This is a genomic window from Streptomyces sp. DS1-CR2 (genome assembly GCF_055760475.1).
Genome location: NZ_CM147085.1, coordinates 8,431,305 through 8,445,615, shown reverse-complemented (window position 1 = coordinate 8,445,615; position 14,311 = coordinate 8,431,305). Strand labels below are relative to the sequence as shown.

Sequence of the window (14,311 nt, the reverse complement as noted above, 5' to 3'; positions counted from 1 at the left end):
TCCACGACGACGCCCGCCCGGTCCCCCTTGATCCACAGCGGACACCGGCGACCGATCCACGCTCGACATCGACATCAAGGACCACGCATCCCATGACTTCGCCTTCCTCCCTCTGGGAGCCCTTCAAGCTCGGCCGCGTCGAGCTCCCGCACCGCCTCGCCATGGCGCCGCTGACCCGCAGCCGGGCGAACGCCGACGGCACGCCCGGCCCGCTGGCGGCCACGTACTACGGTCAGCGCGCCTCCCTCGGGCTGATCATCACCGAGGGCACGCAGCCCTCGGCCGACGGACAGGGCTACCCGAACACGCCGGGCATCCACACTCCCGAGCAGATCGCGGGCTGGCGCGAGGTCGCCGACGCGGTACACGCGGGCGGCGGTGCGCTGTTCATCCAGCTGATGCACGTCGGGCGCATGTCCCACCCGGACAACACCCCGCACCACCGCCAGCCGGTCGCCCCCTCCGCGATCTCCGCCGACCAGGACATATTCACCGCCACCGGCCCGAAGAAGACCCCGGTCCCGCGTGAGCTGAGCATTCAGGACATCCAGGCCACCATCGCGGACTTCCGGCATGCCGCCGCCTCCGCGATAGCCGCCGGCGCGGACGGGGTGGAGATCCACGGAGCGAACGGCTACCTGCTCCACCAGTTCCTCTCCCCGAACGCCAACCATCGCACCGACACCTACGGCGGCTCGGTCGACAACCGCTCCCGCCTCGTCGTCGAGGTCGCCCGGGCGGTGGCCGAGGAGATCGGCGCGGACCGGGTCGGCATCCGCCTGTCCCCCTCCATGCCGCTGGGCGGGATCAACGAGGGCGACACCGACGCCGTGCGCGCCCAGTACCGCCACCTGGTGGGCGAGCTGGCGGTACTGAACCTCGCCTATTTGCACGTCCATCACGTTGGCGACGACGACCTGCTGCGCTCCTTCCGCGAGGTGTGGCCGACCGCCCTGCTCGTGGTCCGCTACGGCCGAACCCGTGAGCAGATCGCCGACGACATCGACGCGGGCCTGGCCGACATCGCCCCGCTGGGCCGCTTCGCACTGGCCAACCCCGACATCGTCAAGCGTCTGCGCACCGATGCCCCGCTCAACGAGATCGACCCGGCCACCCTCTACGGCGGCGGCGAGGCCGGATACACCGACTACCCGACCCTGGCCCACGCCTGACACCAGCATCCACGAGCCGCCCATCCACCAGACCGCGGCGGGTGGGCAGCTCGTCGTCCAGCCGTGCGACAGCCTGCTCCCGACATGACGATGACCAGGGCAGAAGCAAGAAAGGGAACCTCCATGAACAGCACACACTTCGACGTCGCTGTCCTCGGTGCCGGGCCCGGCGGCTACGTCGCCGCGATCCGCGCCGCCCAGCTGGGCAAGAGTGTCGCCGTCATCGAAGAGCAGTACTGGGGAGGCATCTGCCTGAACGTCGGCTGCATCCCCTCCAAGGCGCTGTTGCGTAACGCCGAACTCGCCCACACCTTCCATCACCAGGCCAAGCAGTTCGGCATCTCGGGCGAAGTGAGCTTCGACTTCGGCGCCGCCTACGACCGCAGCCGCCAGGTCGCCGACGGCCGGGTCAAAGGCGTGCACTTCCTCATGAAGAAGAACGCCATCACCGAGATCGACGGCCACGGCACCTTCACCGACGCCCGCAGCCTCGACGTCGCCCTCACCGCCGGCGGCACGCAGAGCGTTACCTTCGACGACGCCATCATCGCCACCGGCTCCACCGTGAAGCTGCTGCCCGGCGTCGAGCTCAGCGAGAACGTCGTCACCTACGAGACCCAGATCCTGCAGCGCGAGCTGCCCACCTCGATCGTCATCGTCGGCGCCGGAGCGATCGGCATGGAGTTCGCCTATGTACTGCGCAACTACGGTGTCGAGGTCACGATCCTCGAATTTCTCGACCGCGCGCTGCCCAACGAGGACGCCGAGGTGTCGAAGGAGATCACGCGCCAGTACAAGAAGCTCGGCGTCACCCTCCTGACCTCCACCAAGGTCGAGACCGTCAAGGACGAGGGAACGTCCGTCACGGTTACCTACACCACGGCCGACGGTAAGCGGTCGGAGATTCGTACCGACAAGGTCCTCATGTCCGTCGGTTTCGCACCGCGCACCACCGGCTACGGTTTGGAGAACACCGGCGTCGCCCTCACCGACCGGGGCGCCATCGCGATCGACGAGCACATGCGGACCTCGGTACCGCACCTGTACGCGATCGGCGACGTCACCGCCAAACTCCAACTCGCCCACGTCGCCGAAGCGCAGGGCGTCGTCGCCGCCGAGACCCTCGCCGGGGCCGAGACCATGCCGCTCGGGGACTACCGGATGATGCCGCGCGCGACCTTCAGCCAGCCGCAGGTCGCCTCGTTCGGGCTGACCGAGCAGCAAGCCCGCGACGAAGGCCACGACGTACTGGTCGCCAAGTTCCCCTTCACCGCCAACGGCAAGGCCCATGGCCTTGGCGAACCAGGCGGCTTCGTCAAGCTCGTCGCCGACGCGAAGCACGGCGAGCTCCTCGGCGGGCACATGATCGGCGCCGACGTCGCCGAACTCCTCCCCGAGCTCACCCTCGCGCAGAAGTGGGACCTGACCGCCACCGAACTCGCCCGCAACGTTCACACCCACCCCACCCTCGGCGAAGCACTCCAGGAAACGTTCCACGGCCTCACCGGCCACATGATCAACCTCTGACTCCGGGCGGCGGCCGGTCAGCCGAGCGCCACCCAATCCATGCAAGGAGCACCACCATGGGAATCAGCCAGCAGCAGCACGAGTTCGCGGAGTTCCAGGCCCGTACGAGCGCGAAGTCGGGCGTACCCGGCCTCGACCTGGCCGTGGTCCGCGACATCATCGACTCCTACCAGCGGGCCTCGACCGAACCCGAAGGCGTCAGCTACGCCGAGGTCAACGCGGGCGGCGTCCCCGCCCTGTGGGCCATCCCCGAGGGCGCCGACCCCAACAAGGCGCTGCTCCACTTCCACTTCGGCGGATCCGTCACCGCCTCCATGTACTCCGACCGCAAGGCGGCCGGTCACATCGCCAAGGCCGCCGGCGTGCGCTCACTGGTCGTGGACTTCCGCCTGGCCCCCGAGCACCCCTACCCTGCCCAGCTCGACGACGCCGAGACCGCCTACCGCTGGCTGCTCTCCCAGGGCTACGAGCCGAAGAACATCGGCAGCACCGGCCACTCCATCGGCGGCACCCTCGCGGTGCTGCTCCCGCTGCGCCTGCTCGCGAAGGGTGAGGCGACCCCGGGCGCGATCGTCAGCATCTCGCCGTGGACCGACCTCACCATCCAAAACCCTTCGGTCGACGAGAACGAAGACAACGACAAAATGCTCAGCAGGGCCACGCTCGAACTCTTCCGGTCAGCCTGGCTGCAGGACCCCGCCGTGGACTTCGCCGACCCGCAGATCAGCCTCGTGAACACCGACCTGACCGGCCTGCCGCCCACCACCGTTCACTTCGGCGAGTACGAGACCCTCGCCGACGACGGCGCCGCGCTCGGCCGCCGCCTCGCCGACTTCAAGATCGCCTCCGAGGTCCACCCGCTGCCCGAAGGCCAGCACTCCTTCATCCTCAGCGCCGGACGCGTACCCGAGACCGACCAGGCCATCCAGCAGATGGGCCAGTGGCTACGCCAGCACCTCGGTGCCTGAACCCAGCAGCAGAGCAGGCTCGAAAGACGGCCGCGACAGCGAGACACCGCGATGCCGGTGACCGGTTCATCGGTCGCCGGCATCGCGGTGCCTCGCTGTCTCAGAACGTCACACGGGCACCGGGAAGAGCAGGCAGCTACTGGTGGCGTGCGCGAGCAGGCGGTCCGCCGCGTCGACCAACTGGGCCTGGGCGAGCGCGGTTCGGCGACCACCGCTGACCACCGTGCCGACGGCGCGCACCCGGCCGGTGTCCACGGTGACCGGCCGCAGGAACTTCACCGTCAGATCGAGCGAGGTGTACGCCATCCCCTGCGGGAGCGTGGACTGGACGGCGCAGCCCGCCGCGGAGTCGAGCAGCGTGGCGAAGACGCCGCCGTGCATGCTGCCGATCGGGTTGTAGTGCTCCTCGCCCGGCACCAGGGAGAAGACCGCCCTGCCGTGCTCCACCTCGTCCAGGGCGAAGTCGAGGGTCCGGCCGACCGGCGCCGCGGCAAGCCGCCCCGCCTGCACCTCGCGCAGGAAGTCGAGACCGGCCATGCCCGCAGCGGCCTGCGCCGGGATCGCCGGATCGTCCCAGCTGTACGTACGTGTTCGCCCCACAGCCTAGCGCCTTCCTTCTGATCATCTGGCTTTCCCAAGTGAAGCTAGCTGCGCCTTCATCTGACTGTCAATTACGAAGCCAGGGGCTCTACGATGACCGGATGGAGTGGCTTGAGGTGAGCACGGAGAACTGCCCAGTCCAGCGTGCGCTGGATGTAGTCGGGGAGAAATGGACGCTGCTGATCCTGCGCGACGCCGTCAACGGGGTGCGCCGCTTCGACAGCTTCCACCGTCACATCGGCCTCTCGGAGGCCGTCCTCAGCGACCGCCTGCGGAAGCTGACCGCAGCCGACGTGTTGAAGGCTGTCGCCTACCAGGAGCCAGGCCGCCGCTCCCGTAACGAGTACCACCTGACCCGTAAAGGATGGGACCTGTGGCCCGTCCTGGTAGCGCTCAGCCAGTGGGGCGAGACGTACGCCGTCGGCCCCGAGAGCCCGAGCCCCGTCCTGGACGTGACCCACACTGACTGCGGCGCCCCGGTCCACGTCACCGTCCAGTGCTCCGCGGAGCACACCCCCCTGACTCCCGAGGACGTCACCGTCCGGCTGGGGTCAGGTGCGCGACGTCTCTCGTGAGCCGTTAGCCCCGGGTGGGCAGCCGGGTGATGGCGGAATGTCCTGGTACTGGAGACGCCGGCCGCTTTCAAGAGGGTGATCGCGACGGTAAGTTCGCCGAACGGGCGACCGCGCTTCCGAACACGCCTGCGAAGCCGCTGTGCCCGCCGGTCCATCCCCCGCCCCGGCGGGCACAGCCCCGGCCCCACAGCCATTGATCGCCCTCTCCCCCGCCCGTCCTGGGCACCCGGGGGGCGGTCGCACTGCGTAACTCCGACAGTGCGAAACGCGGTAGCCGGCCCGTCCGGCCGACCAGGTGCTCGGATCGGACGGGCCGGCTCTCGCCGGCGACGCCTCGGCCTCCCATCGGTGCTCGCCGTGGAGTGCCACCGCAGTGGCGGCCCAGCACCTCGCGGGGCAGCGAAGGCCGGCCTCCTCCCCGGGCCGAGCCGCGCCTGGCGGTGTGCAGGGACCGGCCGGGCGGGACGAGTGAAGCCCAGCAAGGCCGCGAAGGCGCGGCGTGCCTCGAGTCGGGTACCTGAAGGGTACGTTGACCCTCAGGTACTCGACCTTCGTTGTGTGGTACTGCTCGTAGGCCAGGCCGGTAAGTTCGAGGCTGCACAGGCTTACGGCTCCGGCGGAGTCGTACGGGCCAGGAGCCGGTGTCCGCAGGGCAGTTGTGGACGCTGGAGGATAGTCGGACACGACGGGAGGGTTCGCATTGGATCGTCTGGCCCGAGCGGACCTGGAGGTCGGTCGAGTCCAGTTCGTGCTTGACGGGTTTGTCATCGGGGCCGGAGAAGCAGTCGGCGACCAGCGTCCGAAACGCGATGCTCTTGGCACGGGCCCGGCCGGTAGTGGCCGCGACGATGCCGTTCCCGACCTGCTCGTGGGAGGCGCGGACTTGACGGGACACATGGGCCGTGGCGTGTCCGGACCTACGGTCACCGGAATCGCCCGGAAGCAACGCCCCTCCGTCGTGGGGCGCCGGCAGGGCGGCGACGTAATTCCGCAACGCCCGACGCTGTGCACGTTGGACAAGAAGGTCACCACCGCAGGTCGACCGGACGCGGTGGGCCTGTGACCGGTCGGCCGGCGCCCGTGGTGCTGCCCCCGTCGCTGCGGGTGCGGCTGGGGCTGGTGGCGGCCCTCGCCGCGCTGGTGGTCGTCGTGCTCGGGGTCCGGTATGCCGGGGTGGGCCAGCCTGGCAGGGTGGACGCGCGGATCCGGGCAGCGGTGGAGGGTGTGGGGCCGCTGCGGCGGCACGTCGCTCTGGCCACGGACTTCTTGGGCGATCCCGTGGGAGCGGCGATGCTGGTAGCGGCCACCGTGACGGGCTGCGTGCTGCTTCGGCGTCCTCGTGCAGCGGTGCTCGTCGTTGCCGGCACCGGCATCACGGTGGGGACGACGACGCTGCTCAAGCACCTGGTGGGACGCACCATCCACGGCGACGAGAACCTGTCCTACCCGAGCGGGCACACCGCGTTCGCCACTGCGCTCGGCCTCGTGGTGGCGCTGCTCGCGACCGGCCGGTTCGGCCTCGGCAGGACGGCCGGCACTTCACTCGTACTCGCCGCGGCGCTGGTCGCCGGCGCCGCCATGGGCTGGGCGCAGGTCGTCCTGGGCGCGCACTACCCGACCGACGTCTTCGGCGGCTGGTGCACCGCGCTGGTGGTGGTACCGGCGACCGCGTGGCTGGTCGACCGGACGGCTGACGGGCTGGGCGATCGGACGGCCATCACCGGTCGGCGGGCGCGTCGCTGACGTCACGCCACGCCACTCACGTCACGTCACGCCAAGCGGCGGAATACGGGCTTCACCGGCCGCCCGGCCAACCATGGGGTGGGGTCAGCGGCGTCCAGTGCCTTCCGGTACACCGCACATGCCTGGGCCACCACGTCGACCGTGCGGTCGATGTCGGCGTCGTCGAGCGCGCTGCTCACCACGAACGACGGGGCAAGGACTCCGCCCGCGAGGAGCCGGCGCAGGAACAAGGTGCGGTACTGCTGCGACGGCTGCCCGTTCTCGTCGAGGGTGGCGAAGACCAGGTTGCTGGCCCGGCCCCGGACGACGAGGTGGTCGCCGACGCCCATGCCGACCGCGGCCTCGCGGACACCGGAGGCCAACCGCTCGCCGAGGGCGTGCAGTTGTGCGGTGATGCCCTCCTCGACGTACGTGGTGAGCACGGCCATCGCGGCGGCCAGCGAGTGTGTTTCCGCACCGTGTGTGGTGGACAGCAGGAACACCCGCTCGCCGGAGTGACGAAGGCCGCCCCGCTCCATCAGATCGCGGCGCCCGGCCAGCGCGGAGACGGCGAACCCGTTGCCCAGCGCCTTGCCGAACGTGGAGAGGTCGGGGACAACGCCGTACAGACCCTGGGCGCCCGCCTCGGACCAGCGCAGGCCGGTGATCATCTCGTCGAAGATCAGTATGCAGCCGTGCCGGTCGGCCAGCTCGCGCAGGCCGGCGAGGTACCCGGGAGTGGGGTCTCCCCTGCTCGAACGGAGTTGAGAGCTGGGGGAAGACTCGGTGTGACCGACAGGTTCGAGGATCAGGCAGGCGACCTCGTCCTGGTACCGGGTGAGCAGCTCCTCCGTGGCGGCCAGGTCGCCGTAGGGGAACGCCACGGTGAGCTCGGTGGTCGCCTCCGGAACCCCGGCGGACATCGGCGATGTGCCGATGAACCAGTCGTCGACGGAGAAGAACGGATGGTCGCCGCAGATGGCCACCCGCGTGCGCCCGGTGGCGGCGCGGGCCAGGCGCACCGCGGCGGTGGTGACGTCGGAGCCGTTCTTCGCGAACTTGACCATGTCGGCGGTCGGCACCGTGGCCAGGAAGCGTTCCGCGGCGTCGGCCTCCACGATGGACGGCCGGACGAAGTTGCTGCCGCGGTCGAGTTCCCGTCGCACCGCCTTGAGCACGCGCGGGTGGGCGTGGCCGAGGCTGACCGACCGCAGGCCGGACCCGTACTCGATGTAGCGGTTGTCGTCGATGTCCCACACATGGGCACCGCGGCCGTGGCTGATGACCGGGGCCAGGTTCTCGGGGTACTGGTCGTCGCCCTTGGCGTAGGTGTGCGCGCCCCCGGGGATCATGGCGTGCAGCCGCTCGTTCGCCAGCTGCGACCGGGGCAGGAGGAACTCTTCGGCATCCACGCTGACTTCACGTCTCCCTTTGCTTCAGTGCCTCGGCGAGTCCCGGCGCCTCCCGGTCCCGCTGGGACATCGATATGACCGGCAGCGGCCAGGGGATGGCGAGCTCCGGGTCGTCGAAGGCGATCGTCACGTCCTCGGCCGGATCGTGCGGGCGGTCGATCCGGTACGAGGTGTCGGCGGTTTCGGTCAGTGCCTGGAAGCCGTGCGCGCACCCCGCCGGGATGTACAGGGTCACCTGCGTCTCGCCGGACAGTTCGAAGAAGGCCCGGCCCAGGTAGGTCGGCGAGTCGGGCCGCAGGTCCACGACGACGTCGAAGATGCTCCCGTACGAGCACCGCACCAGCTTGGCCTCGCCTGCGCCGGAGCGCAGGTGCAGGCCGCGCAGCACGCCCCGGACCGAGCGGGACAGGCTGTCCTGGACGAAGGCGTCCGGGTCGAGGCCCACCGAGCGGACCACCTCGGCGTCGAAGGTGCGGCAGAAGAAGCCGCGTTCGTCTGCGTACGGCGTCGGCTCGAACAAGTACGCGCCGTCGATCGCCGGGACTTCGATCGCTTTCATGGGGCCTCCCGCATGACGTGGGTGTGGGCGTGGCCGGCCGCCGGAAACAGGGCCGCGTCCAAGGCGCTGAACTGGTACTCAAGTTGCTCAGCAGCGACCAGGTTCCGCTCGGTGAGGGTCCGCCGCAGCTCCGGCGATCGCTGCTCCAGCGCCCGGAACTGCTCGAGCAGCCGGTCGGCGTCGACCTCGCGAGCCGAGTGACAGTACGTGCCGAGGCCCATCTGGGCCATGAGCGCGTCGCTCTTCGCCGCATAGGTGAGGGCGAGCGTCGGCGTGCCGACCTTCAGCGCGCAGATGAGGTTGTGGTAGCGGGTCGCCACCACGGTGTCGACCGCCGCCATCTCCTTCATCAGGTCGGCCAGCGAGGCCGCCTCGGCGCTGGTGACCAGCGGCGAGTCCACCGCGTCGAGGATCGCGGCGACCACCGGCGCGTCGACCTCGTCGCCGGACAGCAGCCGGACCGGCCTGCCGTCCTCGACCAGGGCGCGGACGAACCCGATCGTCCCGACGAGGTAGCGCCGGTGGATCTCCTCGGCCCGGGCGCGGTCGTCGTTGCCGCCGTGGAAGGCCATGACGCCTACGCCGACCGGGCCCGGCGGGCCCGAGGGCGCGCTCGCCCGCAGCGTCGGCAGGGAGAAGGTGAGGTCTGGGTAGACCTCGTCGCGGGAGGTGTCCACGCCCATCGCCCGCATCGCGTCGCGGGACGGGGTGTCCCGGTACGACCGGTACGCGGCCAGCCGCGCCGACCAGCGCACCAGGGCCCGGGTGGGCCGGTTGCCGATCGGGGCGGCGCCGACGCCGACCAGCGCGACCCGGGTGCCGAACAGCCGGCCGGATGCGCAGAGCAGGAACAGCGCGTACGGGAAGCCCCACGGCCGCAGCGGCAGCGTGGCCTCAAGGACGCCCATGCCTGGCACGATCACCACGTCGTGCCGGCGCACCCAGGCGGCGGTGCGGACGGCGTCGACGAGTTTGCCCAGACCCTTCGCCGCGATCGCGCCCGCACGCGATGCCGTCCGGTACTCCCCGCGGTACCAGTGCAGCCGCGTCGCGGGGATCCCGTACCGTGCCGCGACGGCCTCGGGTCCGCCGCACAGCGCGTCCACGGCCGCCTCCGGGTGCTGGGCGCGGAGGTAGCCGAGCACGGCCTCGAGCGACCCGTCGTTGCCGAGGTTGCCGGAGCCGAGCAGTCCGAACACTCCGACGCGCACCGGGGTTTCGTTCTCCGGCGTCATGCCTGCCTCCCCTCACGGCCGGCGACGAGGGCGTCGACGGAGACAGTGAGCCCGCTCGGGTCGACCGGGGCGCGGTCCTCGACCCGCTCGCCGGCGCCGGGCCGGACCCGGCTGGACATCCATGCGGCCAGGTGGCTGTAGCACGCGCGCCGGTCGGCCGGGGACAGCGGTGCCCGCCGGATCGCCGCGACGAAGCCCCAGACGTACTCGGCGAGCAGCCGGGGCGTCGGGTGCAGCGGGCCTGCCCGGCGTGGGTCCAGGTTGACGGACCGGGCGCGCTTGGACGGGTTCGCCCGCTCGGCGCGGGTGGGGTGGTCCCGGCGGAAGTACAGCAGCTCCGGCACCTGGTGGAAGGGTCCGTGCAGGGTGATCTCGGCGACGAATGTGCGGTCCGCGTGGTGGTAGCTGTCGAGCGGCTTCACCCGGCGCAGCACGTCGGCCCGCATCACCCCGTAGAAGTCGTCGCCACCGGGCTCGAAGAGCAGACTGCGGAAGCGCTCGGGCGGGGACGGCGAGTCGGTGGCGAGCCCGTATTCGTACGGGACCTTCACCTGACCGTCGCCGTCGATGACCGCCTGGCCGCTGTGCGCGAGGATCACGTCCGGCCGCTCGTCCAGCGTCTGAACGCAGCGCCGCAGCAGATCCCGGCCGTACAGGTCGTCGTGCGAGGCCCACTTGAACAGCTCGCCTCGGCACTCGGTGAACACACGGTTGTGGTTCGGGGTGGCGCCGATGTTCCGGGGCAGCCGGAGGTACCGGATGCGCGAGTCCTGTGCGGCGTACCGTCGGCAGATGTCCTGGGTGGCGTCGGTCGAGGCGTTGTCGGAGATGACCAGCTCGAAGTCCTCGTAGGTCTGGCCGAGCAGGGCGTCGAGCGACTCGGCCAGGTACTCCTCGCCGTTGTACACGGGCAGGCCGATGCTCAGCCTGGGGTGGGGGGTCATGAAGTCCTCACTTCGGGGATGGGGTTGTGGTGACGCTCGCGCAGAGCGGACCGCAGGTGCAGCCACCACACGGCCGAGCCGCTGACGGTCGCCGCGGCGACGCCCCAGGCCGAGCCGACCGTGCCGGCGGCGGCTGCCCCGCCGAGCCCGCCGCTGACGTAGCAGGCGGAGGCGAACAACTGGCTGCGCAGGCTGCGCCGGGCCGCGCCGAGCGCGCGCAGTCCCGCCGCCGCGCCGGTGCCGAGGCCGGCGCCCGCGACGCTGAGCGTGACCGGCACGATGAGCTCCGCGGCGGAATGCCAGACGCCGCCGAGCACGAGCTCGCCGAGCCGGTCCGGCATCAGCAGCAGCGCCCCGCCCCAGAGCAGCGCGGCGGCGGCCTGCCCGCCGCCAAGGAGGAGGCAGAAGTGGCCGAGGCGGTGCGGGGCCCGCCGCAGCACCCGTGCCGCCTCCGGGACGGTGACCAGCGAAAGACCCATCAGTACGGCGAGGAACGGGCCGAGCAGCAACTCGGCACCCCGGACGGCACCCACCGCGCCGACTCCGACGATCGCGCCGAGCCCGTACGCCCGGAGCTGGCTGGCGCCGCTGAGGCTGACGTTCTCGACCAGGTACCGGTAGCCGAGATCGCGCTGCTCACGGAGCCACCCGCGCGCTCCGGTCAACTGGGGCCGGATACCGGACTGGAGGCAGCCGTACCCCGCCGCCACCGTGGCGGACGCGCCCCAGGCGAGCACGAATGCGGCCACGGTGCCCACGCGGGCCGCCACGACCAGGGCCGGGACGAGTGCGACGCCCCACACGAGGTCGTTGACGAACGCCTTCCGCCCGGTGCCGGCGGCGAAGAACGAGAACCGCCAGGCGTCCTGCAGCAGCAGCCCCGGCAGCATGACGCCGAGGCAGGCGAAGGCGGGCCCCACGCTGCCGCCGAGACCGAGCCCGACCACCAGACACGCCACGCCGATGGCGGCACCGACGCCGAGCGCGGTACCCGACGACCGGGCCACCGCCCCGCGCCAGGACGCGTCCGGCACACCGCTGAAGCGCACCACGAGAGGGTCGGTGGCAAGGCCGCGGGAGACGTTGAGCACCACGCCGTAGGTCACCCAGGCCAGGCTGAACACGCCGAACGCGGTCACCCCCAGCGAGCGGGCCACGTAGATCCCCACCACGAAGTTGCTCAGGCTGGAGGCAGCCTGGTCTGCCAGTCCCCAGGACAGCCGGCCGACGAGGGCCCGCCGGGCGGATCCGCCCGGTGGCGCCGTTGCCGGTGGATCCTCCCCCTCGGTGGTCATCGGCGTCATGCCTTGATCAGCCCGGCGGCGCCCAGGGCGTCGGCCGCGCCGGCTACGGCGCTGAACGGCAGCCCGGACCGCTCGGCGACGTCCAGCAGACTGTGCTCGCCGTCGGAGAGGCTGAGCACCCAGAGCATGGCCATCTGGGCCTGCTTCGCGTCGCTGCGGCCGCCGAGCGAGTCGTACAACCCGCGTCGGCCCAGCTGTGGTTCGCCGTAGGGGCTGAGGTTGAGGTACCGCCGGTTGTGGTCGAGGACGGCGAATGCCTCGCGGCAGACGGCGAGCGTGTCCGCCATCGCCTCCGGGGAGACGAAGTCCGGGTTGTCGGCCGAGGTGTGGTACTCGGGGTACCCGGCGTACGGGGTCCGGCTGAGCGAGCCCACGCCGAGATCGAACCCGGGCGAGCAGAACTGCCGCTCGTCGTAGCCGTACGGAGTGAACTCGGTGACGTGGTGCGGACGTTCGGAGGCGGAAAGGACATGCCGCATCACCCGGTCGATCTCCGCGTCGCCGCGCCTGCTCTGCTTGTACGTCAGCCGGCCCGAGTCACCGGCGCAGGCCAGCACGAGCCCGTGCCTGACCCGCTCGATCCGCTCCGCGTTGCGGGCCAGCCACGTGATCGCCCCGATGGTGCCGGGCGCGTAGATGAACCGGTACGTGTAGTGCGGCGTCTCCTGTGCAAGGGCGCGGGCCAGGTATGTCGCCACCGCGATGCCGGCCAGGTTGTCGTTGGCCAGCGACGGGTGGCACACGTGGCAGGAGACGATCACCTCGTCGGGGACCTGTCCGGGAATCACATGCTCGGCGTAGGTGAGGTGGCCGTCCGCGAGCGTGGAGTCGATGCGCACCTCGTACTCGCCGTCCGGTAGCGCGTCCAAGGTCTCCTGGGCCAGGCAGAACCCCCATGCCGACTGGTAGTAACTGGTGCGGTACGGGACCCAGGCCGGGTGGTCCGGCAGAGTGTGCAGGTGTTCCCGCAGCTCGGCCAGCGGCATGGTCGCCGACACCGGCACGCTGTAGCCGAGCACGTGCAGGCTGGACGCGGCGAAGTCGACGACCCGGTTGCCGGCGGTGTCGGCGATGTACGCGTCCCGGATGTTCCACTCCTGCGGCACAGTCCAGTCGAGCACTCGCGTCCCGGTCGGCACCTCGTGCACCTGGAGCGGGACGTACTCGCCGACGATGTCCAGGGTGGCACGCACACCGTCGCCGGTGATGCTCCGGCAGAGCGGGTACAACCGCTCCACCAGTGCATGCATCTCTTCGCCGACCGCTGTCATCGGCGCCACCGCAGGGTGTCGTCGACCGCGCCGGCTTCGGACGCCGCGCGCAGCACGGCAAGGCGGGTGAAGCGTCGCTCGAAGTCCTCCCGGGTCAGCCCGAACTTCCGGTAGGCGTCGGCGAGTTCGAGCGCTCCCCGCTTCACCGTCCACTCGCAGTCGAAGCCGGGGATCGCGGCGCGCACCCGGGAGAAGTCCACCCTGTAGGACCGTGGATCGGCACCGGTCTCCCCGGTGATCACCACCTTCGAGCCGGACACCGCCTCGGCGACCTGCTCGGCGATCTCGGCGACCGTGACGTTGTTGATCTCGCTGCCGATGTTGAACGCCCGGTCGTGGACCGCTTCGCGTGGCGCGCTCAGCGCGGCCGTGAAGGCATGTGCGATGTCGGCGGCGTGCACGAGCGGGCGCCACGGAGTGCCGTCGGACAGTACAAGTACCTCGCCGGACAGGAGCGCGTGGCCCACCAGGTTGTTCAGCACGATGTCGGCGCGCAGCCGGGGTGAGTAGCCGAAGGCGGTGGCGTTGCGCATGTACACGGGGCTGAAGTCGCCGTCGGCGAGCGCGTGCAGGTCGTCCTCGACCCGCACCTTGGACTCCGCGTACGGCGTCACCGGGCGCAGCGGGGCGTCCTCGGCCACCAGGTCGTCTCCGCCGGCGGCGCCGTAGACCGAGCAGGTGGACGCGTACAGGAAGCGCCGCACTCCGGCGTCGCGGGCCAGCCGGGCAAGGCGTACGGACGCGTGGTGATTGATGTCGTAGGTGAGGTCCGGCGCCAGCGATCCCAGCGGGTCGTTGGACAGCGCGGCCAGGTGGATCACGGCGTCCACTCCGGCCACGTGGTCGGCCGTGACGTCGCGCAGGTCCACCCGATGCCCCGCAGGGTCCGCGGGCGGCGGGCCGAGGACGCAATCGGCGAACAGGCCGGCGTCGAGGCCGACGACCTCGTGCCCGGCGGCCGCGAGGACGGGGGCCATCACGGTGCCCAAGTAGCCCTGGTGTCCGGTCAGTAGTACGCGCAA

The 14,311-nt window shown here is 70.9% G+C and carries 13 protein-coding genes; 5 read left to right on the top strand and 8 right to left on the bottom strand.

All coding sequences use genetic code 11. From position 1 onward, the window contains the following. The first annotated feature begins 92 nt into the window (after window positions 1-92). From ACY0PA_RS39445 to ACY0PA_RS39435, 3 genes are all read left to right on the top strand, one after another. Entirely contained in the window at window positions 93-1,172 is a 1,080-nt protein-coding gene (locus tag ACY0PA_RS39445) for an alkene reductase (protein WP_473082149.1), read from the top strand. Between the two features lie 123 nt (window positions 1,173-1,295). After that, a complete protein-coding gene (gene lpdA, locus ACY0PA_RS39440; protein WP_473082148.1) occupies window positions 1,296-2,699 on the top strand; it encodes a dihydrolipoyl dehydrogenase in 1,404 nt (467 codons plus the stop codon). 56 nt (window positions 2,700-2,755) lie between these two features. Beyond that, entirely contained in the window at window positions 2,756-3,667 is a 912-nt protein-coding gene (locus ACY0PA_RS39435; protein ID WP_473082147.1) for an alpha/beta hydrolase fold domain-containing protein, read from the top strand. 108 nt (window positions 3,668-3,775) lie between these two features. On the opposite strand, the gene ACY0PA_RS39430 is transcribed toward ACY0PA_RS39435, so the two are convergent. Continuing rightward, window positions 3,776-4,267 (bottom strand): PaaI family thioesterase, encoded by a 492-nt coding sequence (locus tag ACY0PA_RS39430; RefSeq protein WP_331750379.1) that lies wholly within the window; start codon window positions 4,265-4,267, stop codon window positions 3,776-3,778. Between the two features lie 101 nt (window positions 4,268-4,368). Here ACY0PA_RS39430 and ACY0PA_RS39425 point away from each other — a divergent pair, with 101 nt between their 5' ends. Next, complete coding sequence (locus tag ACY0PA_RS39425) at window positions 4,369-4,842, top strand: winged helix-turn-helix transcriptional regulator (protein ID WP_473082146.1); 474 nt, start codon at window positions 4,369-4,371, stop codon at window positions 4,840-4,842. Window positions 4,843-5,901: 1,059 nt separating this feature from the next. Next, entirely contained in the window at window positions 5,902-6,585 is a 684-nt protein-coding gene (locus tag ACY0PA_RS39420; protein ID WP_473082145.1) for a phosphatase PAP2 family protein, read from the top strand. Window positions 6,586-6,611: 26 nt separating this feature from the next. Here ACY0PA_RS39420 and ACY0PA_RS39415 read toward each other — a convergent pair whose 3' ends face one another. Genes ACY0PA_RS39415 through ACY0PA_RS39385 form a run of 7 tightly spaced genes read right to left on the bottom strand, consistent with a single transcriptional unit; the run spans window position 6,612 to window position 14,311 of the window. Continuing rightward, window positions 6,612-7,976, bottom strand: a complete 1,365-nt coding sequence (locus ACY0PA_RS39415) for a glutamate-1-semialdehyde 2,1-aminomutase (RefSeq protein WP_473082144.1) — start codon at window positions 7,974-7,976, stop codon at window positions 6,612-6,614. 7 nt (window positions 7,977-7,983) lie between these two features. Further along, window positions 7,984-8,535, bottom strand: coding sequence for a dTDP-4-dehydrorhamnose 3,5-epimerase family protein (locus ACY0PA_RS39410; protein WP_473082143.1), 552 nt, complete (start codon window positions 8,533-8,535; stop codon window positions 7,984-7,986). Beyond that, a complete protein-coding gene (locus ACY0PA_RS39405) occupies window positions 8,532-9,770 on the bottom strand; it encodes a polysaccharide pyruvyl transferase family protein (RefSeq protein ID WP_473082142.1) in 1,239 nt (412 codons plus the stop codon). Before ACY0PA_RS39405 ends, ACY0PA_RS39410 begins: the two co-directional genes overlap by 4 nt. Then, on the bottom strand, window positions 9,767-10,714 hold the full coding sequence (locus ACY0PA_RS39400) for a glycosyltransferase family 2 protein (protein ID WP_473082141.1): 948 nt from the start codon (window positions 10,712-10,714) through the stop codon (window positions 9,767-9,769). The genes ACY0PA_RS39405 and ACY0PA_RS39400 overlap by 4 nt, the downstream gene beginning before the upstream one ends. Beyond that, window positions 10,711-12,009 (bottom strand): hypothetical protein, encoded by a 1,299-nt coding sequence (locus tag ACY0PA_RS39395; RefSeq protein ID WP_473082140.1) that lies wholly within the window; start codon window positions 12,007-12,009, stop codon window positions 10,711-10,713. The genes ACY0PA_RS39400 and ACY0PA_RS39395 overlap by 4 nt, the downstream gene beginning before the upstream one ends. Window positions 12,010-12,014: 5 nt before the next feature. Next, entirely contained in the window at window positions 12,015-13,289 is a 1,275-nt protein-coding gene (locus ACY0PA_RS39390) for a DUF4910 domain-containing protein (RefSeq protein WP_473082139.1), read from the bottom strand. Then, window positions 13,286-14,311 (bottom strand): NAD-dependent epimerase/dehydratase family protein, encoded by a 1,026-nt coding sequence (locus ACY0PA_RS39385; RefSeq protein ID WP_473082138.1) that lies wholly within the window; start codon window positions 14,309-14,311, stop codon window positions 13,286-13,288. Before ACY0PA_RS39385 ends, ACY0PA_RS39390 begins: the two co-directional genes overlap by 4 nt.